The 24,372-nt window shown below is 57.1% G+C and carries 24 protein-coding genes; 9 read left to right on the top strand and 15 right to left on the bottom strand.

Going from position 1 to position 24,372, the window contains the following annotated elements:
* Nucleotide 1 precedes the first annotated feature (1 nt).
* The 5 genes from ACOYXE_RS14945 (at nucleotide 2) to rluB (ending at nucleotide 4,162) form a co-directional block, all read left to right on the top strand.
* On the top strand, nucleotides 2-631 hold the full coding sequence (locus tag ACOYXE_RS14945; RefSeq protein ID WP_038363745.1) for an L-threonylcarbamoyladenylate synthase: 630 nt from the start codon (nucleotides 2-4) through the stop codon (nucleotides 629-631).
* Nucleotides 632-754: 123 nt separating this feature from the next.
* Nucleotides 755-1,453, top strand: a complete 699-nt coding sequence (locus ACOYXE_RS14940; RefSeq protein WP_172828192.1) for a segregation and condensation protein A — start codon at nucleotides 755-757, stop codon at nucleotides 1,451-1,453.
* A gap of 11 nt (nucleotides 1,454-1,464) precedes the next feature.
* Nucleotides 1,465-2,460: an SMC-Scp complex subunit ScpB gene (gene scpB / locus ACOYXE_RS14935; protein WP_160056712.1), complete on the top strand. Its 996-nt coding sequence runs from the start codon at nucleotides 1,465-1,467 to the stop codon at nucleotides 2,458-2,460.
* A gap of 143 nt (nucleotides 2,461-2,603) precedes the next feature.
* Nucleotides 2,604-2,795, top strand: coding sequence for a DUF1289 domain-containing protein (locus ACOYXE_RS14930; RefSeq protein WP_160056714.1), 192 nt, complete (start codon nucleotides 2,604-2,606; stop codon nucleotides 2,793-2,795).
* A gap of 143 nt (nucleotides 2,796-2,938) precedes the next feature.
* On the top strand, nucleotides 2,939-4,162 hold the full coding sequence (gene rluB, locus ACOYXE_RS14925; RefSeq protein ID WP_460926206.1) for a 23S rRNA pseudouridine(2605) synthase RluB: 1,224 nt from the start codon (nucleotides 2,939-2,941) through the stop codon (nucleotides 4,160-4,162).
* 207 nt (nucleotides 4,163-4,369) lie between these two features.
* On the opposite strand, the gene ACOYXE_RS14920 is transcribed toward rluB, so the two are convergent.
* Complete coding sequence (locus ACOYXE_RS14920; protein WP_160056716.1) at nucleotides 4,370-5,335, bottom strand: M29 family metallopeptidase; 966 nt, start codon at nucleotides 5,333-5,335, stop codon at nucleotides 4,370-4,372.
* A 71-nt stretch (nucleotides 5,336-5,406) separates the two neighbouring features.
* Nucleotides 5,407-5,544 (bottom strand): hypothetical protein, encoded by a 138-nt coding sequence (locus ACOYXE_RS14915; RefSeq protein ID WP_003222780.1) that lies wholly within the window; start codon nucleotides 5,542-5,544, stop codon nucleotides 5,407-5,409.
* A gap of 893 nt (nucleotides 5,545-6,437) precedes the next feature.
* On the opposite strand from ACOYXE_RS14915, the gene ACOYXE_RS14910 reads away from it, so the two are divergent.
* Nucleotides 6,438-7,856, top strand: coding sequence for an amino acid permease (locus ACOYXE_RS14910; protein ID WP_460926205.1), 1,419 nt, complete (start codon nucleotides 6,438-6,440; stop codon nucleotides 7,854-7,856).
* 68 nt (nucleotides 7,857-7,924) lie between these two features.
* On the opposite strand, the gene ACOYXE_RS14905 is transcribed toward ACOYXE_RS14910, so the two are convergent.
* Nucleotides 7,925-9,274, bottom strand: coding sequence for a serine hydroxymethyltransferase (locus ACOYXE_RS14905; RefSeq protein WP_460926204.1), 1,350 nt, complete (start codon nucleotides 9,272-9,274; stop codon nucleotides 7,925-7,927).
* Between the two features lie 530 nt (nucleotides 9,275-9,804).
* Here ACOYXE_RS14905 and ACOYXE_RS14900 point away from each other — a divergent pair.
* Nucleotides 9,805-10,410, top strand: a complete 606-nt coding sequence (locus ACOYXE_RS14900; protein WP_160060061.1) for a helix-turn-helix transcriptional regulator — start codon at nucleotides 9,805-9,807, stop codon at nucleotides 10,408-10,410.
* Nucleotides 10,394-11,272, top strand: a complete 879-nt coding sequence (locus ACOYXE_RS14895; RefSeq protein ID WP_016987923.1) for a queuosine precursor transporter — start codon at nucleotides 10,394-10,396, stop codon at nucleotides 11,270-11,272. Before ACOYXE_RS14900 ends, ACOYXE_RS14895 begins: the two co-directional genes overlap by 17 nt.
* 53 nt (nucleotides 11,273-11,325) lie before the next feature.
* On the opposite strand, the gene queC is transcribed toward ACOYXE_RS14895, so the two are convergent.
* From queC to ACOYXE_RS14865, 6 genes are all read right to left on the bottom strand, one after another.
* On the bottom strand, nucleotides 11,326-12,024 hold the full coding sequence (gene queC, locus ACOYXE_RS14890; RefSeq protein ID WP_007919656.1) for a 7-cyano-7-deazaguanine synthase QueC: 699 nt from the start codon (nucleotides 12,022-12,024) through the stop codon (nucleotides 11,326-11,328).
* A 198-nt stretch (nucleotides 12,025-12,222) separates the two neighbouring features.
* Entirely contained in the window at nucleotides 12,223-12,690 is a 468-nt protein-coding gene (locus tag ACOYXE_RS14885) for an SUKH-3 domain-containing protein (protein ID WP_460926203.1), read from the bottom strand.
* Nucleotides 12,691-12,868: 178 nt separating this feature from the next.
* Nucleotides 12,869-13,465: a hypothetical protein gene (locus tag ACOYXE_RS14880; protein ID WP_460926202.1), complete on the bottom strand. Its 597-nt coding sequence runs from the start codon at nucleotides 13,463-13,465 to the stop codon at nucleotides 12,869-12,871.
* A 1-nt stretch (nucleotide 13,466) separates the two neighbouring features.
* Nucleotides 13,467-13,826, bottom strand: coding sequence for a hypothetical protein (locus tag ACOYXE_RS14875; protein ID WP_460926201.1), 360 nt, complete (start codon nucleotides 13,824-13,826; stop codon nucleotides 13,467-13,469).
* Between the two features lie 4 nt (nucleotides 13,827-13,830).
* Nucleotides 13,831-18,456 carry an RHS repeat-associated core domain-containing protein gene (locus ACOYXE_RS14870; RefSeq protein ID WP_460926200.1) on the bottom strand — a complete coding sequence of 1,542 codons (4,626 nt, stop codon included), beginning with the start codon at nucleotides 18,454-18,456 and terminating at the stop codon, nucleotides 13,831-13,833.
* A 115-nt stretch (nucleotides 18,457-18,571) separates the two neighbouring features.
* Nucleotides 18,572-18,835, bottom strand: a complete 264-nt coding sequence (locus ACOYXE_RS14865) for a PAAR domain-containing protein (RefSeq protein WP_405122107.1) — start codon at nucleotides 18,833-18,835, stop codon at nucleotides 18,572-18,574.
* A gap of 456 nt (nucleotides 18,836-19,291) precedes the next feature.
* Here ACOYXE_RS14865 and arfB point away from each other — a divergent pair, with 456 nt between their 5' ends.
* Nucleotides 19,292-19,705 carry an alternative ribosome rescue aminoacyl-tRNA hydrolase ArfB gene (gene arfB, locus ACOYXE_RS14860; protein WP_007920134.1) on the top strand — a complete coding sequence of 138 codons (414 nt, stop codon included), beginning with the start codon at nucleotides 19,292-19,294 and terminating at the stop codon, nucleotides 19,703-19,705.
* On the opposite strand, the gene ACOYXE_RS14855 is transcribed toward arfB, so the two are convergent.
* The 6 genes from ACOYXE_RS14855 to phhA form a co-directional block, all read right to left on the bottom strand.
* The gene (locus ACOYXE_RS14855) at nucleotides 19,702-20,889 is read right to left on the bottom strand and encodes an MFS transporter (protein ID WP_174244495.1); all 1,188 of its coding nucleotides are present in this window, start codon (nucleotides 20,887-20,889) and stop codon (nucleotides 19,702-19,704) included. The genes arfB and ACOYXE_RS14855 overlap by 4 nt on opposite strands.
* 114 nt (nucleotides 20,890-21,003) lie before the next feature.
* Entirely contained in the window at nucleotides 21,004-21,186 is a 183-nt protein-coding gene (locus ACOYXE_RS14850; RefSeq protein WP_025113527.1) for a hypothetical protein, read from the bottom strand.
* Between the two features lie 70 nt (nucleotides 21,187-21,256).
* A complete protein-coding gene (locus tag ACOYXE_RS14845) occupies nucleotides 21,257-21,388 on the bottom strand; it encodes a hypothetical protein (protein WP_016987951.1) in 132 nt (43 codons plus the stop codon).
* 266 nt (nucleotides 21,389-21,654) lie between these two features.
* Nucleotides 21,655-22,848, bottom strand: coding sequence for an amino acid aminotransferase (locus ACOYXE_RS14840; RefSeq protein ID WP_460926198.1), 1,194 nt, complete (start codon nucleotides 22,846-22,848; stop codon nucleotides 21,655-21,657).
* Nucleotides 22,848-23,204, bottom strand: a complete 357-nt coding sequence (locus tag ACOYXE_RS14835) for a 4a-hydroxytetrahydrobiopterin dehydratase (RefSeq protein WP_003222798.1) — start codon at nucleotides 23,202-23,204, stop codon at nucleotides 22,848-22,850. The genes ACOYXE_RS14840 and ACOYXE_RS14835 overlap by 1 nt, the downstream gene beginning before the upstream one ends.
* A gap of 117 nt (nucleotides 23,205-23,321) precedes the next feature.
* A complete protein-coding gene (gene phhA / locus ACOYXE_RS14830; RefSeq protein ID WP_007920123.1) occupies nucleotides 23,322-24,113 on the bottom strand; it encodes a phenylalanine 4-monooxygenase in 792 nt (263 codons plus the stop codon).
* Nucleotides 24,114-24,372: the final 259 nt, after the last annotated feature.

The raw sequence follows: 24,372 nt of genomic DNA, 5'->3' as shown, positions 1-24,372 counted from the left end.
TGTGAGTCAATTTTTCCAGATTCATCCGGAAAACCCGCAAGCGCGCCTGATAAAGCAGGCGGTCGAGATCATCCGCAAGGGCGGGGTGGTGGTTTATCCCACGGACTCTTCCTACGCGATCGGTTGCCAGATCGGCGATAAAACCGCGATCGAGCGTGTTCGTCGCCTGCGTCAGCTCGATGAAAAGCACAACTTTGCGCTGATCTGCAGCGACCTGTCGCAACTGGGCAACTACGCCAAGATCGACACCGGCACCTTCCGCATTCTCAAAGCACATTTGCCGGGGCCATACACCTTCATTCTCAACGCCACCCGCGAAGTGCCGCGTCTTTTGCTGCATCCGAAGAAGCGCACCATCGGCCTGCGTGTGCCGAGCCATCCGATTGCGCTGGCGCTGCTGGCCGAACTCGGCGAGCCGCTGATGAGTGTGACCCTGATCATGCCTGGCGATGAAGACCCGCTGAGCGATCCGTACGAAATGCGCCAGTTGCTTGAGCACCAAGTGGACTTGATCGTCGATGGCGGCTTCGGCGGCATCAAGGCCTCCACGGTGATTGACTTGACTGGCGACGACCCGGAAGTGGTTCGCGTCGGTTGCGGCGATCCGACGCCGTTCATGGTCGAGGCCTGAATGTCCGCAGTGGAAACCGTTGTCGATCCCCAGGCCGGCGCTCAGCAAGAGCTGCCGTTTGCCATGGTCTATGGCCAGGCGGTCATGGAAATGCCGCTCGACCTGTACATCCCGCCGGATGCACTGGAAGTCTTTCTCGAAGCGTTTGAAGGCCCGCTTGACCTGCTGCTGTACCTGATCCGCAAACAGAACATCAACATCCTCGACATCCCGGTGGCGGAAATCACCCGTCAGTACATGGGCTATGTCGAGTTGATGCAGTCGGTGCGTCTGGAGCTGGCCGCCGAGTATCTGGTGATGGCCGCGATGCTCGCCGAGATCAAGTCGCGCATGCTCCTGCCGCGCGCCGAAACCGTCGAAGACGAAGAAGACGACCCGCGCGCCGAACTGATCCGCCGCTTGCAGGAATACGAGCGCTTCAAGGCGGCCGCCGAAGGTATCGACGGCTTGAGCCGGGTCGGTCGTGACGTGATCGTGCCCAAGCTCGACGCCCCGGAAGCCCGCGCGCGCAAGCTGTTGCCGGATGTCGCGCTGGAAGAGATTTTGATGTGCATGGCCGAAGTGCTGCGCCGTGGCGATATGTTTGAAAGCCACCAGGTCAGCCGCGAGGCATTGTCCACCCGCGAGCGCATGAGCGATGTGCTGGAACGGCTCAAGGGCGGCGGTTTTGTGCCGTTCGTCGAGTTGTTCACTGCCGAAGAGGGCAGGCTGGGTGTGGTGGTGACCTTTATGGCAATCCTTGAACTGGTCAAGGAATCCTTGGTCGAGCTGGTGCAGAATGAGCCGTTCGCCGCGATCCACGTGCGAGCCCGAGCCGAATAACGAGTCGAAACATGAACCTGACTGAACCCCGCGAGCTGGCCTCCCTGCTTGAAGCCTTTCTGTTGGCCTCGGGAAAGCCGCAATCCCTTGAGCGCCTGTTTGAACTGTTTGAAGAAGGCGAACGGCCCGAGCCTGCGGTTTTCAAGAAAGCCCTGACCCTGTTGGGCAAATCCTGCGAAGGCCGCGCGTTCGAGCTCAAAGAAGTCTCGTCGGGCTATCGCTTGCAGATTCGCGAGAAGTTTTCGCCATGGGTTGGCCGACTCTGGGAGGAACGCCCGCAGCGTTATTCCCGTGCGTTGCTGGAAACCATTGCGCTGATCGCTTATCGCCAGCCGATTACTCGGGGCGAGATCGAAGACGTGCGTGGCGTGGCGGTGAACAGCAACATCGTCAAAACCTTGCTGGAGCGCGAGTGGATTCGCGTCGTTGGTTACCGCGACGTGCCGGGCAAACCGGCGATGTTTGCCACCACCAAGATGTTTCTTGATCACTTCAACCTGAAAAATCTCGAAGACCTGCCGCCGCTGGCCGAACTGCGCGAGATGGAAACCGACCCGGTACTCGATTTCGACGACGCCCCGGTGCCGCAGGGCCTGCAGGAACTTGCCGACGCCAGCGCCGAGCCGGAGGAGGAGAAGGAAGAGACCAGTTTCCACACCTTGCTGTTGGAGCTGGACAGCATGGAGGAGGGGATCAAGACCGACTTCGACGACTTGCTGCGGGATGCGGCGGATGGTGAGGCGCCGACGCCTGAAGCAGAAATCGAGACTGAGCCTGAGCCGCAGATCGCCCAGCCAACCATCGAAGTTGAACTTGGAGCCGAGCCCGAAGCCGAACCGGACGAGGACATTCTTGGTGTCGCTGAGGCCCGCGAAAAGCTGTTGGCCGCCGTCGCCGCCCTCGAGCAACCGGCGCCAGAACCTGAACCGGAGCTAAGCGAAGAAGAAGCCGAAGCCCGCGCCCTGGCCGAAGCCATCGAAGCCGAACGCCGCGAATTCGAAGACTGAGCCGCCCTCAAAACCACCGCGATCCCCTGTAGGAGTGAGCCTGCTCGCGATAGCGGTGTATCTGCCAAGAAGATGTCGACTGACACACCGCTATCGCGAGCAGGCTCACTCCTACAGGGATTTGTGTGTTTCTGGAGACTGCGATGAGTTCCACCAAAGACCCGTGCATCAGCGTTTGCAAATTCAGCGACGACATCTGCCTCGGCTGCGGTCGCAGCAAGCGCGAAATCAAAGCCTGGAAGAAACTCGACAAGGACGACAAGCGCAGCGTACTGGCCGAAGCTGCGCTGCGCCTGATCAAACTCGGTGGCGCCGGTCGGCGGAAAAAGAAATAACTGTCGATCGATCAGCTAGTCTCTGATGCGCGACGGCGCACATCCGCGTATGATTCGCGACCCTTCGCCGATCCCTTCGGCCGAGAACCCAGATTTCAATGCTTCAGGCGCCGCCTGAACAGACCACACCGGGAGGTGCCCAGATGAGCGACATCATTCAGAAAGACGACCAGGAAATCGGCCCCGCAGGCGAAAAACTGCAGAAAGTCCTCGCCCGTATCGGCGTCGGCTCGCGCCGTGACGTGGAGTCCTGGATCAGCCAGGGCCGGATCAAGGTCAATGGCAAAGACGCCACCCTCGGTCTGCGCGTCGACATGCACGACGCCATCACCATTGATGGCAAGGTCATCAAGCGTGAAGAGGCGGCCGAATCGGTACGCCGCGTGATCATGTACAACAAATCCGATGGCGAGATCTGTACCCGTGACGATCCGGAAGGCCGTCCGACCGTGTTCGACAAGCTGCCGCGTCCGAAAGAAGGTCGCTGGATCAACATCGGTCGTCTCGACATCAACACCACCGGTCTGCTGATGTTCACCACCGATGGTGAGCTGGCCAACCGCCTGATGCACCCGTCCTACGAGATGGACCGTGAATACGCCGTGCGTGTACGCGGTGAAGTCGACGACGAAATGATCGAGCGTCTGAAAGCTGGCGTGGTGCTGGAAGACGGCCCGGCGAAGTTCACCGACATCAAACAGGCACCGGGCGGCGAAGGGTTCAACCACTGGTACCACTGCGTGGTGATGGAAGGCCGTAACCGTGAGGTTCGTCGTCTGTGGGAATCGCAAGGTCTGGTGGTCAGCCGTCTGAAGCGCGTGCGTTTCGGCCCGGTGTTCCTCAACTCCGACCTGCCGATGGGCCGCTGGCGCGAAATGAGCCAGTACGAAGTCGACATCCTCAGTGCTGAAGTCGGCCTGACGCCGGTAGCGATGCCGCAACTGAACGCCAAGAGCAAAGACAAGCTTGAGCGTATGCAGCGCAAATCGTCGCGTCCGATGGGCAAGACCGAGCGCGTACGCACGTTGCGTCCGGCTGCTGGCGCGCCGACTGGCCCACGCCCGAGCCGTGAGCCGCAGATCGAAGGCGAGCGCCCAGGTCGCAAGCCAGTTGCCGCCCGTGACGGCGAGCGCGCTCCGCGTCCGGCCAACGGTCGCACCGAGCGTGGCGAACGTGGTGCACCTGCCGGTCGTGGCACGCCTGTGGCGGATCGTCCAGCGGACACCACCAACAAGCGCCCGGCCAAGCCTGCGCCGAAGCGTCCGGGGATCAAGCTGGTTGACGGCGACAAGCCGTCGGGCAAGCGCCGTGGCGCACCGGCCGGTTCCGGTCAGCGTCCGGGTTTCGGTCGTAAAAAGCCGGAATAAGGCAGGTGTGAGCTTCTACCGGCAAGCTTCAAGCCAAAGCAGAAACGCCAATCTCAGGGTTGGCGTTTTTTTTCGTCTGGCGAAAGAGTTGTAGTGGTTGAGAGATTGCTATCGCGAGCAGGCTCACTCCTACAATTTGAAATGCGTTCCCCTGTAGGAGTGAGCCTGCTCGCGATGACGTCGGTGGCATCAACACAAAGCTTAAAGTCAGAACACAAACCGTCCATCAAACACCGGCTTGTCATCCAGCGCCAATACCCCGCCAGAAAAGATCAGATCCAGATGATGACTACCCTTGGCGCCACCACCCAACCCAAGGTGCAAACCACAATGCCGTTCCTCAAACCCGGCATTGCGCGCATACAGATCCTTCACACCTTCATTGGTACCAATCCCCAACTCCTCAATCCGCCGGTTCGACGGATTCGCATCCAAGTACTTGTTGAAATCATGCTCCAGCCCCGGCACCTCGGTGGCGATGCGGCTGATGGTCGAGTTCTCGATCCACAGTTCCAGCGGTGATTCCAGCACGCCGTATTTGCGCGCAAACGGGATGGTGCTGAGGAATGTGCCCTTGAACTTCACATGGCCGTTGATTTCCTCACTGTGAGTAGCGATCTCACCGGGCGCCAAGTCAAAGTTGCCGACACCGTTGATGTCAGTCCACTTCTTGATGCTGCTCAGCGGTGTTTCAAACCATGAGCCTTCATCGTCCTTGAAGCTCAGCGTGGTCGCTTGGGACATACGCTGGATCAAGTGGCTGTTCAGGCCGGCAATCCGCTGCGGCGTGACGCTGAAGGTGTCGTAGAAATAATCGCCGTAATCCTTGAACAGCAGCGACTTTTTCCAGTTTTCTGCCATCACGCCTTGCAGCGCGCGGACGAATTCCGGGCCGTCGGGGCGTGGGTTGGGGAGGGTGGAAGAGTCGTAGAAGAAAATGTACAGATCGCTGTCGGTGATAGCCGAGGTCAGCGCTGTGGTGCTTTCCAGGTCCAGGCGTCGGGCACTGAATTGGAAGCGTGGATGATCGCCAGCCTGTTCGGCGATGGCGCCGGTCAGCGCTTGGTAATCAGCTGTGTGGCCGAGCAATACCTTCGCCGAGTCGAGGCCGGCAAGGGCAGGGTGATGTTCGAGGTAGTAAAGGAAATGCGAGATCGCGCGGGGCTTATCCATGAGTCCTCCCTGACTGACCGTGAAGAAAGCGGCAGGCACGACCGGCCGGATCGTGCCTGCCCGGGGATGTCTTACAGAGGCCACATCGCCGTGCCGAACGGAACTACCGCATCGGCTTGCATCATTTCCACTGCTGCCTCATGGGTCGGTGCTTCAAACCATTCGTCCAGTTGCAGTTCGGTATCCAAGTCTTTTTCCAGTGCTTGCATGGTCGATCTCCTAGATGACTTTCACGGTTGTGACTGGCCGGTCGAGGTGGCCGGCAAGACGTGAAGAACCTAGTTCAGAGTTTTTTGTAATGCAAAAAATTATTCATTTAATTTTTAAATAGACTTTTTATTCTGTTTTTCAGCGTAAGTTTTCTTATTTGAAAACAAAAAACTAAATAGCGCGTTTCATTAGCAAGCTAGCGACCGTCAATTTGCAGACGTCTGACAGATATTTCTGAAATGGAAACTTTGCGTTACGCATTGTAAATAAATATTTACGAAAAACCCGGTAAACCTGAGTGAATCCAACCCGCCATGGCCGCTGTAAGGAAAACCTGCCGCAGCCTGCTCCGCCGCGGGCTGGGCAGGGCTCTGGCGCGCTTGTTTCAGCGGCGTTTGCAGGGTGATATGCGCCCCATGCCTGTCGTGCAGGTGCATAACAAGAAGGAGGCGCAATGAACGCCGTGACTGATCTCCACCTCTCTCCGTGGGACGGTTTTTTCCTCGTCCATGCCGATGGCCTGCAAAGGCCTGACTCAATTTTTGCAGCCGCTCGAGTGTCTCGAGGCGGACACACGCAATCCCGGCAACCGACACGCTGATCCAGCGGGGTCTGGCAGCAGGGGGTTAGCGGTGTACAATGCGCCGCGTTTTAACTGTGACCCTCTGCGTAATCGCGCAAATCTCAAGGCTATCCGCCTTGTTCACTCCGTTGCGCCACAAGCGTTTCGGGTTCGATTTCGTCACAGATAAAAACAAACAGGTGACGCATGACCGTTGTAAACAAGCTGAACTCCTGGTGCCTGCGCTGGGGTTTGATCGGGGCTGCCTGAAATCGCAACCTTGCAGCAACGTCTACTGAACACCATCAAACCTTGCGTGAGACCTTTTTCATGAGTGGACAACCCTCGCAATCAGGCGAGCTGAAACGCGGCCTGAAAAATCGCCATATTCAACTGATCGCCCTCGGTGGCGCGATCGGTACCGGATTGTTCCTCGGCTCGGCCGGGGTACTGAAATCCGCCGGCCCGTCGATGATCCTCGGCTACGCCATCTGCGGCTTCATCGCCTTCATGATCATGCGCCAGCTCGGCGAGATGATCGTCGAAGAGCCGGTGGCCGGTTCCTTCAGCCATTTCGCGCACAAGTACTGGGGCGGCTTTGCCGGCTTCCTGTCGGGTTGGAATTGCTGGATTCTGTACATTCTGGTGGGCATGTCGGAGCTGACTGCGGTCGGCAAATACATCCACTACTGGGCGCCGGACATCCCGACCTGGGCCTCTGCGGCAGCCTTCTTCGTGCTGATCAACGCGATCAACCTGGCCAACGTCAAAGTCTTCGGTGAAGCCGAGTTCTGGTTCGCGATCATCAAGGTCGTGGCGATCGTCGGCATGATTGCGCTCGGCAGCTACCTGCTGGTCAGCGGCAACGGCGGCCCGCAAGCGTCGGTCACTAACCTGTGGTCGCACGGCGGATTCTTCCCGAACGGGGTGAGCGGTCTGGTGATGGCCATGGCGATCATCATGTTCTCCTTCGGCGGTCTGGAAATGCTCGGTTTCACCGCCGCTGAAGCGGACAAACCGAAAACCGTGATCCCGAAAGCGATCAACCAGGTGATCTACCGGATCCTGATTTTCTACATCGGTGCACTGGTGATCCTGCTGTCGCTGACGCCATGGGACAGTCTGCTGGCAACCCTCAACGCGTCCGGCGACTCGTACAGCGGCAGCCCGTTCGTGCAAGTGTTCTCGATGCTCGGCAGCAACACCGCCGCGCACATCCTCAACTTCGTGGTCCTGACTGCTGCGTTGTCGGTGTACAACAGTGGCACCTACTGCAACAGCCGCATGCTGCTGGGCATGGCCGAGCAGGGCGATGCGCCGAAAGGTCTGGCGAAGATCGACAAGCGTGGCGTGCCGGTGCGGTCGATCCTGGCTTCGGCTGCTGTGACACTGGTTGCGGTGCTGCTCAACTACCTGATCCCCCAACACGCGCTGGAACTGCTGATGTCGCTGGTGGTTGCAACGCTGGTGATCAACTGGGCGATGATCAGCTTCTCGCACTTCAAGTTCCGTCAGCACATGAACAAGACCCAGCAGACGCCGCTGTTCAAGGCGCTGTGGTACCCGTACGGCAACTACATCTGCCTGGCGTTTGTTGCGTTCATCCTTGGTGTGATGCTGCTGATCCCGGGCATTCAGATCTCGGTGTATGCGATTCCGCTGTGGGTGGTGTTCATGTGGGTTTGCTACGTGATCAAGAACAAGCGCGGTGCGCAGCAGGCCGTGCACGCGGCAGGTGCTGCCAAGTAAGCGCTGACGCAGAAACACAAAACCCGGCCTGAGTGCCGGGTTTTTTTATGGATGCAAATGTTGAAGCGCTATTGATAGTCGGCGAAAGGATAGTCCCTGCACAGGGTTTCGACCTCTGAGCGAAACTGCGCAAGGAGCAAGGGCTCCAGGGTGTAATCCTGTTCGCCGAGCGGCGCCACCGTGTTCAGAATCCGCACGATCAAATCGACGATCTGGCGGCTGCCGTGGACATCGACCCGGCGTTGCGCCAGAGCAGCCGTGCCGATTCGAAGCCCGCTGGTGACAAGTGCCGAACGGTGATCGTCGGGTACGCGATGTCTGTTGACGATGATCCCGCAGTGCCCCAGCGCCGCCTCCGCGATAGCTCCCGTGATGCCACCCCGCAAGCGAATCAGCACCGTATGGTTTTCACTGCAGCCGCCAACCACTTCATAATCCTTGGCCTGAAACGCTTTGGCCATTTCATCGGCCGTGCTGCGGATCTGCGCCATGCAGGCGTCGAATGCTGCGGACATTGCATAACCCAGCGCTGCAGCCTTCGCAGCGATCATGTTGGCAGCAGGCGCGCCCTGCATTCGCGGGTAAACGGCTTGATCAAGCAGGCGACTGAAGGTGGTCCGCAAACCGGGAATCTTGGTGTTCGCATCAGCACCGCTGAGAATCACTCCGCCGCGAGGCCCGGCGAGTTGCTTGTGCGTGCAGGTGACGGTGACATGGGCGGCGTCGATCGGACTTGGATGGCGCCCGGTGGCGACCAGCCCGGCGATATGCGAAATGTCGGCGAGCAGGATGGCCCCGGCTTCATCGGCAATTTCGCGAAAGCGCTTGAAGTCCACTTCGCGCGAATAGGCGCTGGCGCCGCAGAGGATGACGCGTGGGCGATGGGCGAGTGCGAGCAGGCGCACTTTGTCGTAATCGATCAGACCGTCTGCTGTCGTGCCGTACTGGATCGCCTTGTAGTAGGCGCCGGAAAACGCGGCGAGGCTGCCATGCGTCAGATGACCGCCGTGTTCCACCGCCATGCCCAGCAAGGTATCGCCGGGCTCAAGCAAGGCCGTGAGCACTTGGTAAACGGCGTTCGACGCTGAGTGTGGCTGCACGTTGGCGTATTGCGCGCCGAACAGTTGCCGCGCCCGGCGGATGGCCAGCGATTCGACCAGCTCGACATTTTCGCACCCAGCGCTGTGACGCTTGCCGGACATGCCTTCTGCGGTCACGTTGACCAGCACAGAGGCGGAGGCCGCCAAGGTTCGCGGCTGGACTGCGCAGGAGGAGGAGACCAGTGAAAGCGTGTGCTGTTGACGCGTGATTTCAGCGTCGAGAATTGCCGCCAGTTCGGCGTCTTCTGCGCGAAGATCCGCCAGGCCGCGTCGCAGCAAGTCAGCCTGGTTCTTGAGCGGTTCAGTAATGACGGCCATTGCTTGATTCCTTCCCTGGTTTTGCGTGATTTGCGCATGTCCTTGCTTGCCAGATCTGTACAGGCGAATCCGTGTTTTGACCGCTGTGCGTGCAAAACTAAACCCTGTACAGGCCTCCCGGTTTTTCGTTCTTTCACTCTTGAGAATGCGACGCCGGATTGACGCATCATAGATTTTTCAGTGAGGAACGCCACAGAATTAATCAAAAAAATGAACATTCTTCAAAGAAAATGATTCTTTTTGTAGTCGCGTCGGGTGTAAAACAGGCATTGCCCGGAGCCGATTTTCAGGCCAAGGGTGGAAGTGGACAGGAACTGACGAGTCATTAGCGAGGCTGAAAGCCCCGCATGTTGGCGGAAGCAGCCTGTGAAAGCTGACTTTTTATACCGAGCCCAGGGAGGGAGAATGCTATGATCCTGCGCGGCACTGACAGGGATATAACTGCAATTTCCTACCTCACTTGTGTATGTCCGGAATGATCATTCGGGGCGTGACATTGATTGCAGTTAAAAATGGATGATAAGCATGTGATGCACAGAAGAGAAAGATCGGAGAATCTGAAGAACAACATCAAATACCTGATAAAGAGTCGCGGGGAGACGCAACTGTCCTTGTGCAACTCCAGTGGTTTGACCCGAACGACCATCTACAACATCCTTGAAGGCAAGGTGGTCAATGTCCAGCAGTCCACTGTGCGCAAGATTTCTGATTTCTTCGGGGTGTCTTACGAAGAAATAGAGACGATTGATTTTGAAGAGAAGGAAATCATCGAAAGCAGTATTTCGCCACAGGGGAACATGAATCCGGCGGCGGTGCCTGTCATCAAGGAAAGTATGCTGCTGCAAAGTCTGGATAAAAGAATTGGCGAGTTGGCCACTATTTATCCCCTGACTTACTATTTTGGCGCGTCCTTTAACCTGATTGGCGTACTTCTGGAAAATGAAATCAGTGGCATGAATGAACCCGGCGATCTATTGATCGTGCAGAAAGGAGCATCGACCAGCGACAGGGAAAAGCTGGTGTATGACAAAATCACAACGAAGTTATCTATAAGCCATGAAGGCAGCTTTGATACGGATCGTGTATGCGTGATCGGAGATGTAATCGAGGAACGATTTAATGGATTGCAGTGTTGACGTTGAAAACAGCAAGTACAAGTTGCTGGGGTTCGAAAATGGTAAAAGCCTGGCCGTCATCATGGTCATCGCGACAGGCAAAATAATTAAAATAAAGCTAAGTGAAGTTTTGAATAGTGAGATTATGGATAATCTGAATAAGATCGAAGTGAAAAACCTCTACAAGAAGTTTTACTCCCAGGGCGGAGCACTCACCGCTTACGAAATAAATGACCGCCATGAGAGTTCCTGGATGATCTATATCATCCTGAACCTGATGCTGTTCACGCTTTACATTTTCACCAGTATTGCTGCGACAAAACCGATCTACCTCGAGTATTTCGATATTGTCGTAACGCCGGGCACCTTCCTCTACCCGCTGACATTCCTGATCGTCGACTTGCTTAACGAAACGTTTGGCCTGAGGCTCGCGCGAAAAGCGATCCTGTTCGCGTTCATCAGCAACGCCGCGATTATCATTCTGCTGGCCATCACTACCCATCTTCCGGGTCTGCCGGGTTGGAAACTCGATGGCGCTTATAATGATGTTATCAGTCAGTTATCAGCAGTTCTGGTAGCGTCTTCTATATCGTTTCTGGTTTCCGAGAACATAAACTCGTACCTGTTGTGCAAGATTAAAGAGCTGACAAATTCCAGGTTTCTGTTTTTGCGAGTGTTTTTAAGCACATTGTTTGCTGTGATCATCGACAGTTTTCTGTTCTGCTATATCGCGTTTTACGGAACGATGGAAAATAGCGCGATACTGGGCATGATCTACGTTCAGATCGCAATCAAGGTAGGTTTTGCTTTCTTTAATATCTTGCCGGCCTACGGTGCAAGATCATTGTTCAAGAAGTACCTGACGGGTGCGCAAACGCAATAAAGAGAGGAGGGCGCTCACTCGGCATGCTTGAGTGAGCGCTTGTTGTTGCAGTATTACTTTAAGCCTAGTTTCTCTTTCAAGCGTTGAGTCACCTGTACTTTATTGTTCAGGAACTCATTCAAGCCTTTTGCGCGAAGATTGCAGGCATCGCAATCGGAGCATCCAGTGCCTTTGATGCCGTTGTAGCAAGTCAGTGTTTCTTCGCGAACCAGATCCAGTTGATGGTGGTAATCAGCCAAGGCCCAGGTTTCTGCCTTATTCAGCCACATCAATGGCGTATCCAGTTGCAGCTTGTAATCCATGCCTAATTCAAGGGCTTTATTCAGCGCCTTGACGAATTCATCCCGGCAATCGGGATAGCCCGAGAAGTCGGTTTCACAGACACCGGTAATGACCGTTTTGGCCTGGACTTGATAGGCATAGATAGAGGCAAGGGTCAGAAACAGAATGTTCCGTCCCGGAACGAAGGTGCTTGGCAGACTCTCGCCGGAGCTGTTAACGGTCGGGACCGGAATGTTATCGCGTGTCAGGCTGCTGATGGCCAGCTCATTGAGCAAGGACACATCCAGCGTTTTATGCACGGTCACGCCGAGCTTTTTCGACAGCTGCTGCGCCACTTCAATTTCCGCGTGATGACGCTGACCATAGTCGAACGTGATGCAGTGGACTTCATCGTAGTGGGTCAGGGCGTGGATCAAGCACGTGGTGGAGTCCTGCCCGCCGCTGAATACGATAACTGCTTTGTTGGTCATGGTTATGCTTCCTGCATTGAGGTCTTTAGGGCAAAGGGGGGAGATGATACTCGAAATGGAGATGGAGTTCGGTGCAGAGTCCAGAGGCGCTCGTGAGTCCGTGAGCGGCTATTTTAAGATGGAGTGAGGCTTCAATCCCTGAATAATAGGCATGTTAAATTGGAAGCGTTTTTAGATCGGTGCAAAAAGCAGAGGGATCTAAACAACTGGCACGGCGCCCGGTGTGGCTAGCGCCACTTGCTCACCGCACTTGTGCCCAAACACTAGATTTTCCATCGCCTCGACAAAAGTTCTGCCCTGCAACCAGAACCCGTCATGAATGAAACTCAAGGCGTAGCAGCGACCTTTTTCGTCCATCAACAGTGCAGCGTGGCCATGATGAATTTCGGCGATGTTCACCAAGGTGCTGCCCAAGCGTTGCTGCCAAGCCAAGAAGTCTTCATCTCCATACAGGTGTTCAAAGGCGCCAAACGCTACATCGCTGGTAGCGCAGTCTTCGCCTGTGCCGCAGGTGCCGACGGTCAGGTCGGCCAGTTGTTCGAGCAGAGCAGCGGCCGGATGCTCGCGCGGGACGAAATCCGGCAATGGCTCGATATGGGGCACAGGCCAACCGGCAGCCAGGAACAGTGGGTGGAGAGTCTCGGGAAGTTCGATCAGCGGGTGCATTGGGAGCGTCCAGGCTTAGGCAGCGATCTGCATTAACGGTCTTTTTTCATTGCGCTGAATCGTTTGTCGACTTCTGGTGGTACTGGGATGCCACGATTCTGAGAGGTGTCTCCATTCCTCAACCCCAGGCGCTGGCCGGCCTGGAGTCTCCATTGGTTTACCGCATGTGCATGTCGAGCTAAAGCTTTTCAATCAAACGATTAAACGCACGTGAGCAGCCTCGTTGCTTTGCATCTCTGATCATCGAATCGTGAGTGGACGGTTCAAACGTTTCGCGAACCGCTTTCTTTGCTATTTCATTGAACTGCACATTATCAAAATCACACTCTACTGTTGAAACCATATAAGAATTGCGCTTGGACCACTGGTCAAACCTTATGACGATTTTTTCATCGAAAATCAGTGCCCCATCACTTTTATCCTCGAAGAAAAAGAACACCATAAGATTCGTATCGACATGCCCCATTGATGTAGCAAATGGCTGTTTTCTCAAAAGCGATGTCAGCCTTACCCCACCTGCAATACCAAGACCTCCCCCCAAACTCTCACGCGCAAAAAAATACTGCTTGAACACTACCGTTATTTTTCTACGAAAATAAGGAACGTCGTATGCTTTCTCGAAAGAATGAAAACCATTCGGATCGCCGATCAGTTCAAAACCGGCGCTTATGAAATCCGACTCGGAAAAGCTGTCCAACCCAAAAATACTTGGCTGAAGATTACCCGATCTCTCTATGAGCAACTCAAAAAGTTGATGGAAATCAGTAGAAATCATACTAGAAGAGTTGTTGCGCCTTGATCCACGCGGAAATCATTTTCTTTATTTCATCCATCAAGGAGAGATTTCCGAATATAACAAGCTCACATCCCGCCTCTTTGTCTTGATACGAGGAAAGCTCATCAACCTCCTCGTCTAATACTATTCTAAGAATCTGGCCATTCACCTCATTTCTTACAGAAAAAATTGGATTTCCATCCATGAACGGCGTGCCGTTTGAAAAGAATGTATTGTAAAAAGGCGCCTTGAATATTTCACTAGCGACTTCGTTTTTCTGAACCTCTAGATAAAAGAATTTATAAAAATCCTGCTCTAGTTGAAAATAGCTGTCTTTGTTGCTCAGGTAGTCATCAAACATTTCTCTACTCCACAAATGCTTTGCCAGTAATTACTTCGATATCAACGCGCTCACTTTTGGTATCTTTTACCTTGAACGTCTGACTGATATGCGCATCCGCTCCGCCGCACTTAGCCGCATTGTCAATATATTTGTCCGCCTTCTTGAATGCATCCTGTCGGGCTGCGAGGTCTTTTTTATTGAGTTTTCCTTTCAACTCCTCAAGCTTTTTCTTAGCGTCGCTAGCGGTCAGAGGCGTATCTTGGTTCCATGCGACAGACTCTTCAAGCTTGGCACCTTGAGCTTGAATACGTCCTCTGTGGGCTGCCAATCCTAAAGGATCGACCCACCCCATAGGATTCGGGGCATACTGATAAATATTTATGCCACCCTCATAACTTATTGGGTCCTTACTGATGAACCGCCCAACCCCCGGATCATAGTACCGATGCCGATTGTAATGCAGCCCCGTCTCATGATCGTGATACTGCCCCTGGAACCGTATCGGGTTCATCACGCCATGCTGCCGCGCCCACTCCGAACGCTGCTCCGTCACCTGTCCCCACGCCTTGTACTGCGCGGTCCAAGCGAGGTTGCCTTGCGAGTCCGTCAACTCCTGCGGCGTACCGAGGTGATCACACTGATACCAGGCCAACGCATCAAACGGTAAAGCCGTTGCCTTGTGATTCCACACCGGGTCTTCATCGAGGCTGTATTCACCGCTGTAATCCGGCAGCCCAATCAGATCGATTGGCGCGTGCCGTACAGCCTGTGCCACAGGGACAAAAGTGCCCGGTTCGAAGACGTAGTGCACCGTGCGACCCGGTTCACCATCGCTTTGCGCTGGGCTGCTTTCCCAGGCGAGGTTGTCGCCATCCCAGCCGTACAAGGTGAAGCCGCAGCCGAGTTCGCGTTGTTTGCGCGCGTGCTCGTTTCTGTTCCAGAGGGAACCTGCTTCAGGACGTTGTTTGTAATGCGCGCGGGATTTTTTGTGCAGGCGGCGTCCCAGTGCGTCGTAGGCGAAATCCACGCTTAGGCGCGGGTCTTCGAAATGCACAAGTCGATCAAACAAATCCCACTGTAGATCGCTGCGTTGGCCGTTGTGCCAGCGCTGGATCTGGTTGCCGCGTTCGTCGTAGTCGTAGTGGGTGCCGGCGTATTCGCGCAGCAGGTTGTCGACCAGTTTGCTGCGTGGTGGGGTCAGGTCCAGTGGGCGGCGAATCTCTGTCGCCTTGTCGTCGAGCAGGTTGCCGGCCGGGTCGAAAGCGAAGGTTTCCACGCCTTGACGTGTGGTGGCGCTGAGCAGTCGGCCGACCGGATCGTAGCGATAGGCGAGCGGCCCGCGGCGGCTGTCGTTGATGTCGGTCAGTTGGCCGGCGGCGTCGTAGCTGTACTCGCGTTTGAGCAGGGTGGATTTGTCGTCGCTGCGTCCCAGCAACTGTTCCTGCAAGCGGCCGGCCGGGTCCCAGCTTTGGGTTTGCAGCAGGTGGTTGCCTTGATGGCGGGCGACTTCGCGGTGCAGGTCGTCACGCTCGTAGCCGATCAGTTCGTGTTCATCGAGGCGCAGGCCCAGCAGGTGGCCGCTGCCGTAAGTCAGCCAACTGACGCGGTGGCCGTCGGGGCGCACGCTGGCGACTCGTTGGTTGAGTACGTCGTACTCGTGCTGCCAGATCGCGACGGTGGGTTTTTCCAGGCCGAGATAATGCTGGTGTTCGCGCAGCAGATTGCCGGCCGGGTCGTGAAACCATTGCAGACGGCTGTCGGCGTTGTCGGCCAGCACCAGGTTGCCGTTGCCATCGTAGGCAAAGGTTTCGCTTTGCGACTGGTCGCCCAGAGTGGCGCGACGCTCGGTCAAGCGGCCCATCGGGTCGAAGCTCAAAGAGATGACGCGTTGGCCATTGATCGATTGCGCGAGGCGGCCGGTGAGTGGGTCGTACTGATAGCGCGTGCTGCGGCCGTCGAAACCGCGTTCCTCGAGCAGACGACCGACCGGGTCGTAGTGGAAGTGCGCTCGTTGTTCGTTTTCGTTTTCCAAAGCCGTTAACCGTCCGAGACGGTCCCAGCGATAGCGCAGGGTTTGTTCGGCTGCGTCGACACGTTCAGCGATCAAACCGGCGGCGCTGTAGCTCCACGTGGTGCAACGATCAAGTCCATCAACGTGCGCCAACAACCGACCTTCGGCGTCGCGCTCGAAGCGCTCTTCGGTCTTGTCCGGGTGCTTGATCCGCACTAGCTGGCCGGCCTTGTACTCGTACTCGGTGGCGTTTCCGGCGGCGTCGGTGAAGCAGATCATCTGCCCGAGTTCGTTGTAGTCCCAGGCGCTGGTTTTGCCCGAGCAATCGACGTACTCGACCAGTTGCCCGGCGTCGTTGTAGTCGAGGGTTTTTTCGTTGCCGTTGGCGTCCTTGATCGCGGTGGGCTGGCCGGATTTGTTGTAGGCGTATTCGGTTTTGTTGCCCAGCGGATCGAGCGCTTCGACCAGGTTGCCTTGATCGTCATAGGCGCGCTGCCACTGACCGCCCTCGGCATCGCTGATCTTGATCAGCAGATCCTGATCATCGTAGGCGTAATGCATCACCGTGTGATCGGCGCGGATGTGTTCGAGCAGGTTGCTGCGCTCATCGTAGCTGTAGCGATCAGTGCTGCCGTCGGCATTGACGCGGCGCACGATGTTCTTGGCCTCGTCGCGGAAGAACCATTCCGAACGCTCATCGGCGTAACGGATGCGGTAGGTGTAGCCAAGGATGTCGTAGTAGTGCCAAGTCTCGTTGCCGAGCGCGTCGGTGACGTAGGTCAGGCGGATGTTTTCGTCCCACTCCAGACGCGTGTCGAAACTGCCGTCGTCGGCCCATTCGCGCACGGTTTTGGCCTTGGCGCTCTGGCCATCCCACTGCAGGTTCATGCCGCGCCCGGTGCGGTCGGTGTAGCGGGTAATCAGGTGATGCTCGAACTGATACGACCAGACTGCACCGTTCTCGTCCTGCGCCTGAATCAGGTCGCCACAGGTGTCGTACTGATAGGCGCAGAGCTGGCGCAGCGGTTCGCCGTCAACGATCTGCCAGAGGCCGATAAACCGGCCGTGATCGTCGAGCATCGTGCCGAGGTGCAAATGGACTTTGGTGAAGTCGTTTTCCTGATAGGTGATCAGGTCGGAGAGCAGGGAGTGTTCGCCGTGACGATGCTCGTAATGCAGCATCACTCCGGCGCCGTTGCGCAGCGAAATGTTACTCAGCACAAAGCGCTGGCCACGGCGGACGTAGGTTTCTTTGCGTTCGAAACCACGGCACAGCAACAGCTGATCTTCGCTGTTGCGGACCAGAGTGATGTTTTCGATGGCGTCGTAGTGGAACAGGCCGACTTTAGGCAACGGATAGCTGTGGTCGCGGCCGTCGGCGCTGTAGAACGTCAGGCCATCGTCCACGCAGTCGAAACGCGTGGTGAATTCGCTGATCCAGCGAGCGCCGAGTTCGCTCTGATCGTAGGCATCGAGGCGCGAGTTGTAGGTGCGCGTCCATTCGATCGGGAAGGGGCCGGGCAGGCTGAAATCGGTATGGCTGAGGCTTTCCGAACCCAGGGCAAAGTTGATGCTGTATTCAGTGGCGCATTTACAGGGACCTTTCTCCGGATTGGGCGCGCTTTTCGCTGGGGCTTGCTTGTTGTTAACACCCAATTCGCCTTCCGCTGCCGTGTGGGTGGCCTTACCGGTCTTCTCCGTATGGACCGCGGCGTTCTGGCCATGGGCATTGCGCTTGCGCCACAGGGTCACGGCGCTGGAGAGGATCTGCAGCAGCCAGCCGATGGAGTTCTGCACATTTTTATCGTCGAGCTTGCTCAACTGCGTGCGCAGTTCCGGGCCCATCGCGCGCAGTTTGCCGGTCTCGGTGGTGATCTGTTTCTGGAGATCGTTTGGCAGCAGATTCTGCGCGACGCTGTTGACCATCCCTTTGCCTGCCGCTTTCAAGGCGCTGTTGGCGGCCGCTAAAAAGTTGTCGGCCGTCGCGAGGGGGTCGTTGAGCAGTTGGCCGCGCCCGACGCTTGCTCTTGCGCTGGCTTCCTCCAGATCACCCTTGGCATCCAGCCGGCCAAGGGCTGTTGTTTCGATACCGGTGGCAATCTCGTTGATGATTTGTTCGCCGAGCTTGCCAGCGTCCGCCAGAATCCCCGGTAACTTGCCTTTGGCTTGCTCAACAAAGTCATCGAGGGTGCCGATGATCGAGGCATTCAGGTGACCGACCAGCACCTCGATCACGGAAGTGCTGAGCAACAACTTGCCGCTGGCCCTCATCTCCTGACGTACCAGAAACAGCGTCGGCCGCAGGGTCATGCGCGCCGCTGCCATCGACGGCGGCAACGGCAAGACGCCGATCAGGTTGATGCCAAGGCTGGCCCAGGTGAGCAAGTCGCGTTGCTTGGCGTCCGACAGGGTGACAATGTCACTCAGCGCATCGACCAGTGCCATGATGTTGCCGACCACCGGCAAGAAACCGGCGTAGTTCTTGATCCGGTCAAGCGTAACCACACCATCGGTGGCGGATTGCAGCCAGGCATCGAAAGCCGCTGCACTGCTGGCGACGTCCTGAACGTCGATGGCATTGAGTGGAACGATGGCAGCTTGGGGCTCACGTTTTGCGACAGCAGTTTCAGTGGTCATTACGTCATCTCACCCGGCGACAAGGTCCGGGCTTCGCGGGCAAAAATTGAAGACCTCAACGAGCGGGCGACAACAAGCCGCCTCGCAGAGGTACGCATCAAAGTCAAAAACGGGATTAGCTGACGACAGCGCCTTTCGGGCCACTGGCGATCAGTGCGGCGCCGCAGGCGGTTTTCATGCCGTCCAGTGCGATGGGTATGCCATCGACGGTGTAGGTGCTGCTGCCCTCGGCAATCGGGAAAACCCCTTTGCACAACGGGCAGCTGACCTTGTGCCCGACCCCGGCAATCGGCTTGCCGTTGAGGTCGGTGCGGGAGAAGGCTTCGAGGACTTTGCCACCGTGAGTGGTGGAGTCGCCCAAGCGAATTGCGTCTTTCATTACGTCATTCCTTTGACCGAGGATGGCTGGCTCGGCGAGCAACCCTGTCTTTCCTGCCTGCGTTCAGCACGCGTTAGTGCCGATTTGATATCAAAATCCGTGCCAGCCACTATATGGCCATTACGCGGCAAGGGTTTGCGCCGTGTGTCTGCGGGATAAATCGATTTTTGCTGTGGGAAACCGCGTCAAAGTGCGCAAGAAGTTGCGCAGTGCTGTGCAACTTCTTGCGCACTCGGCTACAGGGCCCGTGTGACGTTGGCTGCAGGCGATTGGCGGGCGCTTTTTCGAAGGCAGGTGCGCAAGAAGTTGCGCACTTGGGCGGCTGATCGATTTCTGCCAAATCGATGGCGATTGCACTGACCTCAGCGTGAACAGGCGAAGGTCTGCAGTGGATCTTCAGCAGGTTGTGGGTCTGTTTCGCGGTATCCTGCGCGTTCTGATTACGGACGTTTTTCCATGCTGGTGATTTCCAACAACGTGCATCTGCCGGATGCCGAGATCGAACTGACCGCCATCCGCGCGCAAGGCGCCGGTGGGCAGAACGTCAACAAGGTCTCCAGCGCCATGCACTTGCGCTTCGACATACCGGCCTCGTCGTTGCCCGAGTTCTACAAGGAGCGGCTGCTGGCGCTGCGTGACAGTCGCATCACCAGCGACGGCGTGTTGATCATCAAAGCCCAGCAATACCGCACGCAGGAAGCCAACCGCGCCGATGCGCTGGAGCGTCTGGTCGAGCTGATTCTCAGCGCGACCAAAGTCGAAAAGAAACGCCGTCCGACCAAGCCGACCCTCGGCTCAAAGAAGCGCCGACTCGAATCGAAAACCAAGCGCGGCAGTATCAAGGCCGGGCGCGGCAAGGTGGATTTCTAGTCTTCGCGATACTTGGCGGTGTGCTTGTACAGATACACGCTCAGTGCCAATCCGCTTAGCGAGGCGAGGGCGGCGAAGAGGAAAATCGAGGCAAAACCGAATCCCGCCGCAATCGCCCCGGCCAATGGCCCGGTGATCCCCAGCGACAAGTCGATGAACAGCGAGTAAGCACCGACGGCTGCGCCGCGACTGGAGGCCGGCACCAGATTCACCGCTTCCACACCCAGCGCCGGGAACACCAGCGAGAAACCAAACCCGCTCAACGCCGCACCGGCCAGCGCCCAATGTGCGTCCGGCGCCAGCCACAACAGCAGCAGACCAAGGGTTTCCACCGACAGACAGGCAATCGCCACGCGAAAGCCGCCGAGGCGGTTGATCAGGTTGCCGAACAGCAGGCGCGCACCAATGAAGCTGGCACCGAACAAACTCAGGCACAGCACGGCGTTGTCCCAATGCTGGGTCGCGTAATACAGGGTGATGAAGGTGGCGATGGTGCCGAAGCCGATCGAGCCCAGCGCCAGACCGCAGCCATGGGGAAACACCTTACCGAGCACATGCATGAACGGCAGGCGTTCGCCGGCGACAATCGGTGCCGGGGTTTTTGGCCAGGCGAGCAACAGGCCCAGCGCGGCGAGCAGGATGATGCTGACGCCCATGCTCCACAGACCCAATTGGCCGACCAGCCAAACGCCGAACGGGGCGCCGACCGCCAGTGCGCCGTAACTGGCGATGCCGTTCCAGGAAATCACCTTGGCGGTGTTTGCTGCGCCAACCCGGCCTATGCCCCAGCCAATCGAGCCGGAACCCACGAGGCTTTCAGCGCTGCCCAGCACCAGACGACCGATCAACAGACTGATCAGACTGAGCATCGGCAGGTTCGGTGTCCACGCCGAAATCAGCATGAACACACCGCTCAGGCCACACCCGGCGAGGCCAATCATCACCGCGCGTTTGCTGCCCTGGTTGTCGATGATCTTGCCGGCGTACGGACGGCTGAGCAGGGTGGCGAGGTATTGCACGCTGATCACCAGACCGGCGATCACCGCGCCAAAGCCTAGATCACTGTGCACATAGCCCGGCAACACCGCGAGCGGAATGCCGATGTTCAGGTAACCGATAAAGGTGAAGAGGACGATGGAGACGACTTGCAGCGTGACCGCCAGGGGGCGCTGGGGTTCTGGCATAGAGGATGACATGGGTAACGATCCACGGGAACGGCAGATTAGATAGGCTGCTTATGATACCGGCGCGGACGGATCTGGGGCGGGAAAAGTAAAACTATTTGCCGGGAGGCTACTTCAGGATTTGGCCGGGGCAACCAGTTGTGTGGTGACCAGCGCCGCCAGGGCATTTTCTTCGCTGCCGAAACGGGCGAGCAGGGCGGCTTGTTTCTCGGGCGAGAGACGGTTCCAGATCTCGATCATTTTCTCGGTGGCGCCGATCAGGACGGCAGCTTGGCTTTCGGAGAATTCGTCGGTCATGGCGGGCTCGGGGTTCAGGCAGTGTGGAAAGCGCATGTTAGCGCTTTCCACACGGTCTGTACGACGGGTCTTACTCTTCGTTGTCGGCCGGGCGGCTCTCAACGGCTTCTTTCGGCTCGGGTTGCCCCGCGCCGGCTTGTTGCGTGGTCGTCTGCTCAGGTACGTGCAGGCTTGGGAAGGGGAGATTAGGAATCTCGTGCATGGTTGCGCTCCTCGCTAAGTCTGTTGATAGATCTGGTAGATCCGCGCTTCTTGAAAGCCTGCGCAGGATACAGCAGGAAAAATGACAATCAGACTTTTAATTCAAATTAATGCGACAGATGGCCGCAGGGGAGGGCAAAAACGAAAGGTCACCACAAAACAAATGTAGGAGCTGCCGAAGGCTGCGATCTTTTGATCCCGCTTTAGAAGCAAGATCAAAAGATCGCAGCCTTCGGCAGCTCCTACAGGGGTACTGCGGTGTTTTGATTATTTGCAGACGCTGGCGATGGCTTCGGCCAACAGGGCGAGGCGGGTGGCGTCGATACCGGCGACGTTAGCCCGGCCCGAGCTGACCATGTACACACTGTGATGCTCGCGCAGTTGTTTCACTTGCTCCGGCGACAGCCCGGTGTAAGAGAACATCCCGCGTTGCACGCCAATGTGCGCAAAGCGTTCACGCAGGCCGTGCGGCTCCAGCGCTTCGACCAGACCGCTGCGCAGTTGCGCAATCCGCAGACGCATGGCTTCCACTTCATCGGCCCAACGGGCTTTCAGTTCTGGATCGGCGAGGATGGTCGCGACCACCGCCGCACCGTGATCCGGCGGCGTCGACCACAGGTTGCGGGCAATGTTGGCCAGTTGGCTGCGGATGTCGATGAGCTTGTCGGCGGTTTTTGCGCAGACGATCAGCGCACCGGTGCGGTCGCGGTACAGGCCGAAGTTCTTCGAGCAGGAGCTGGTGATCAGCAGCTCGGGCACCTCTGCCGCGAACAAGCGGGTCGACCACGCATCCTGTTCCAGACCATCGCCAAAGCCCTGGTAGGCAAAGTCGATCAGCGGCAGCAGATTGCGCGCGCGCACCACATCGAGCACGCGCTGCCAGTCGTCATGGCTCAAGTCAAAACCGGTCGGGTTGTGGCAGCACGCGTGGAGCAGCACCACATCACCTTTCGGCACTTGGTTGAGCACCGCGAGCATGGCGTCGACGTCGAGGCGGTTGTCACTGCCCACGTATGGGTAGTGACTGACCTTGACCCCGGCCGCGGCGAAAATGGTTTCGTGGATCGGCCAGGTCGGGTTGCTCAGCCAAACGCCTTTGCCCGGCAGGCACTGGGCGATGAAGTCAGCCGCCAAACGCAGGGCACCGGTGCCGCCCGGGGTCTGGGTGGCGCCGGCACGTTGTCCGGCGATCAGCTTCGAGTCGGCGCCAAGCACCAGCTCGTTGATGACTTTGCCGAACAGCGGGTTGCCGTGGCCACCGATGTAGGTCTTGGTGTCCTGGCTTTCGACGAGGCGCGCTTCAGCGATTTTCACCGCTTCCGGGATCGGTGTCAGGCCCTGAGCGTCCTTGTAGACGCCAACGCCCAAGTCGAATTTGCGCGGGTTGCTGTCCTGCGCATACGCCTCCATCAAGCCGAGGATCGGGTCGCCGGGTACCCGGCCGATGGCGTCGAAATGCATTACTTGCGTCCTTCTGCAGTCTTGGCCACTTCGTCAGTGCGCGCGGCCATGATGAAGTCGTTGCGGTGCAGGCCTTTGATCGAGTGGCTCCACCAGGTCACGGTGACTTTGCCCCACTCGGTCAGCAGGCCCGGGTGATGACCTTCGGCCTCGGAGATTTCACCGACAGCGTTGGTGAACGCCAGCGCGTGCTTGAAGTTCTTGAACAGGAAGACCTTCTCCAGTTGCATGATGCTGTCGCGTACTTCGATGTTCCAGTCAGGGATCTGCTTGATCAGGATCGGCAGTTCTTCGTCGCTGACTTGTGGCGCATCGGCGCGGCAGGCTTCGCAGTGGGCTTGGTTCAAAGTCGACATGGTGTATTCCTGAAATCGAGTGTGTTTTTTTTATTAAAGCGTTGGAGCCGTCAATGCCGTCACGCTAAACCAAAGTGGCGGCGACTGACAGGCTCAATTGTCAGCAAAAGTCGCGGTTCACGCGGCTTTCGGTTTCGGCGGAAATTTCGGTGCGTGCAGACCTAGCTGCATGCCTTGGCGAACCATGGCCATGATGTCTTCATGGGCCACATCGAACAGACGCTTGAGGTTCGGCAGGACAAAGTACAGCGGTTGCAGGATGTCGATGCGATACGGCGTGCGCATGGCTTCGAGCGGATCGAACGCCTGATGCTCAGGCTCGTCCGACAGCGAATAAACGGTTTCTTTCGGTGAAGACAGAATGCCGCCGCCGTAGATGCGTTTGCCTTGTGGGGTGTCGACCAGACCAAACTCGATGGTCATCCAGTACAGACGCGCCAGATAAACGCGTTCTTCCTTGGTCGCCTGCAAGCCGAGCTTGCCGTAGGTGTGGGTGAATTCGGCGAAATACGGATTGGTCAGCAGCGGGCAGTGACCAAAGATCTCGTGGAAAATGTCCGGCTCTTGCAGGTAGTCCAGCTCTTCGCGGGTACGAATAAAGGTCGCGACCGGAAATTGCTTGCTGGCCAGCAGTTCAAAAAAGGTCTGGAAGGGGATCAGTGCCGGAACGCGGGCGACCTGCCAACCGGTGGTCTCGCCGAGCACTTTGTTGATCTCGCCGAGTTGCGGAATGCGGTCGTGGGGCAGACCGAGTTTTTCGATACCGTCCAGATACTCCTGGCAGGCACGCCCTTCAATCACTTTCAACTGGCGAGTGATCAGCGTGTTCCACACCGCGTGTTCTTCGGCGGGGTAGTCGATAAAACCTTGCGCATCGGGCTCGCGGGCCACGTATTGCGTCTGCTTCATACTGCTCTCCTGCTAGGGGAATTCGTTCTTGTTATGTCCAGCGATGGATTCAGAATTACCTGAGAGCGGGTTGATGTGCAGCAGGTTGAATGGCCTGTGCGTAGGAAATTTCTCTTTAATTCGTAAAGTTATCGTTACGGTTTGGCGGATATCTCGCGTTTGCAGTGATTCATGGGTTTGAAAAGGCGGTTGGCTGTCACATAATCTTGACAACTATCTGCGTGCCGCCACAGAAAAGTCTGGCGCGGTCCCCCTGTAG

Source organism: Pseudomonas sp. MC6, assembly GCF_054790575.1.
The sequence above is the reverse complement of the archived record's forward strand: the minus strand, read 5'-3'. Positions and strand labels throughout refer to the sequence as shown.

What these genes read in the sequence shown, in the direction of transcription:
- scpB (WP_160056712.1), top strand. Translation starts at nt 1,465, where the DNA reads ATGAACCTGACTGAACCCCGCGAGCTGGCCTCCCTGCTTGAAGCCTTT.
- ACOYXE_RS14930 (WP_160056714.1), top strand. Translation starts at nt 2,604, where the DNA reads ATGAGTTCCACCAAAGACCCGTGCATCAGCGTTTGCAAATTCAGCGAC.
- rluB (WP_460926206.1), top strand. Translation starts at nt 2,939, where the DNA reads ATGAGCGACATCATTCAGAAAGACGACCAGGAAATCGGCCCCGCAGGC.
- ACOYXE_RS14920 (WP_160056716.1), bottom strand. Translation starts at nt 5,335, where the DNA reads ATGGATAAGCCCCGCGCGATCTCGCATTTCCTTTACTACCTCGAACAT.
- ACOYXE_RS14915 (WP_003222780.1), bottom strand. Translation starts at nt 5,544, where the DNA reads ATGCAAGCACTGGAAAAAGACTTGGATACCGAACTGCAACTGGACGAA.
- ACOYXE_RS14910 (WP_460926205.1), top strand. Translation starts at nt 6,438, where the DNA reads ATGAGTGGACAACCCTCGCAATCAGGCGAGCTGAAACGCGGCCTGAAA.
- ACOYXE_RS14905 (WP_460926204.1), bottom strand. Translation starts at nt 9,274, where the DNA reads ATGGCCGTCATTACTGAACCGCTCAAGAACCAGGCTGACTTGCTGCGA.
- ACOYXE_RS14900 (WP_160060061.1), top strand. Translation starts at nt 9,805, where the DNA reads ATGCACAGAAGAGAAAGATCGGAGAATCTGAAGAACAACATCAAATAC.
- ACOYXE_RS14895 (WP_016987923.1), top strand. Translation starts at nt 10,394, where the DNA reads ATGGATTGCAGTGTTGACGTTGAAAACAGCAAGTACAAGTTGCTGGGG.
- queC (WP_007919656.1), bottom strand. Translation starts at nt 12,024, where the DNA reads ATGACCAACAAAGCAGTTATCGTATTCAGCGGCGGGCAGGACTCCACC.
- ACOYXE_RS14885 (WP_460926203.1), bottom strand. Translation starts at nt 12,690, where the DNA reads ATGCACCCGCTGATCGAACTTCCCGAGACTCTCCACCCACTGTTCCTG.
- ACOYXE_RS14880 (WP_460926202.1), bottom strand. Translation starts at nt 13,465, where the DNA reads ATGATTTCTACTGATTTCCATCAACTTTTTGAGTTGCTCATAGAGAGA.
- ACOYXE_RS14875 (WP_460926201.1), bottom strand. Translation starts at nt 13,826, where the DNA reads ATGTTTGATGACTACCTGAGCAACAAAGACAGCTATTTTCAACTAGAG.
- ACOYXE_RS14870 (WP_460926200.1), bottom strand. Translation starts at nt 18,456, where the DNA reads ATGACCACTGAAACTGCTGTCGCAAAACGTGAGCCCCAAGCTGCCATC.
- ACOYXE_RS14865 (WP_405122107.1), bottom strand. Translation starts at nt 18,835, where the DNA reads ATGAAAGACGCAATTCGCTTGGGCGACTCCACCACTCACGGTGGCAAA.
- arfB (WP_007920134.1), top strand. Translation starts at nt 19,292, where the DNA reads ATGCTGGTGATTTCCAACAACGTGCATCTGCCGGATGCCGAGATCGAA.
- ACOYXE_RS14855 (WP_174244495.1), bottom strand. Translation starts at nt 20,889, where the DNA reads ATGCCAGAACCCCAGCGCCCCCTGGCGGTCACGCTGCAAGTCGTCTCC.
- ACOYXE_RS14850 (WP_025113527.1), bottom strand. Translation starts at nt 21,186, where the DNA reads ATGACCGACGAATTCTCCGAAAGCCAAGCTGCCGTCCTGATCGGCGCC.
- ACOYXE_RS14845 (WP_016987951.1), bottom strand. Translation starts at nt 21,388, where the DNA reads ATGCACGAGATTCCTAATCTCCCCTTCCCAAGCCTGCACGTACCTGAG.
- ACOYXE_RS14840 (WP_460926198.1), bottom strand. Translation starts at nt 22,848, where the DNA reads ATGCATTTCGACGCCATCGGCCGGGTACCCGGCGACCCGATCCTCGGC.
- ACOYXE_RS14835 (WP_003222798.1), bottom strand. Translation starts at nt 23,204, where the DNA reads ATGTCGACTTTGAACCAAGCCCACTGCGAAGCCTGCCGCGCCGATGCG.
- phhA (WP_007920123.1), bottom strand. Translation starts at nt 24,113, where the DNA reads ATGAAGCAGACGCAATACGTGGCCCGCGAGCCCGATGCGCAAGGTTTT.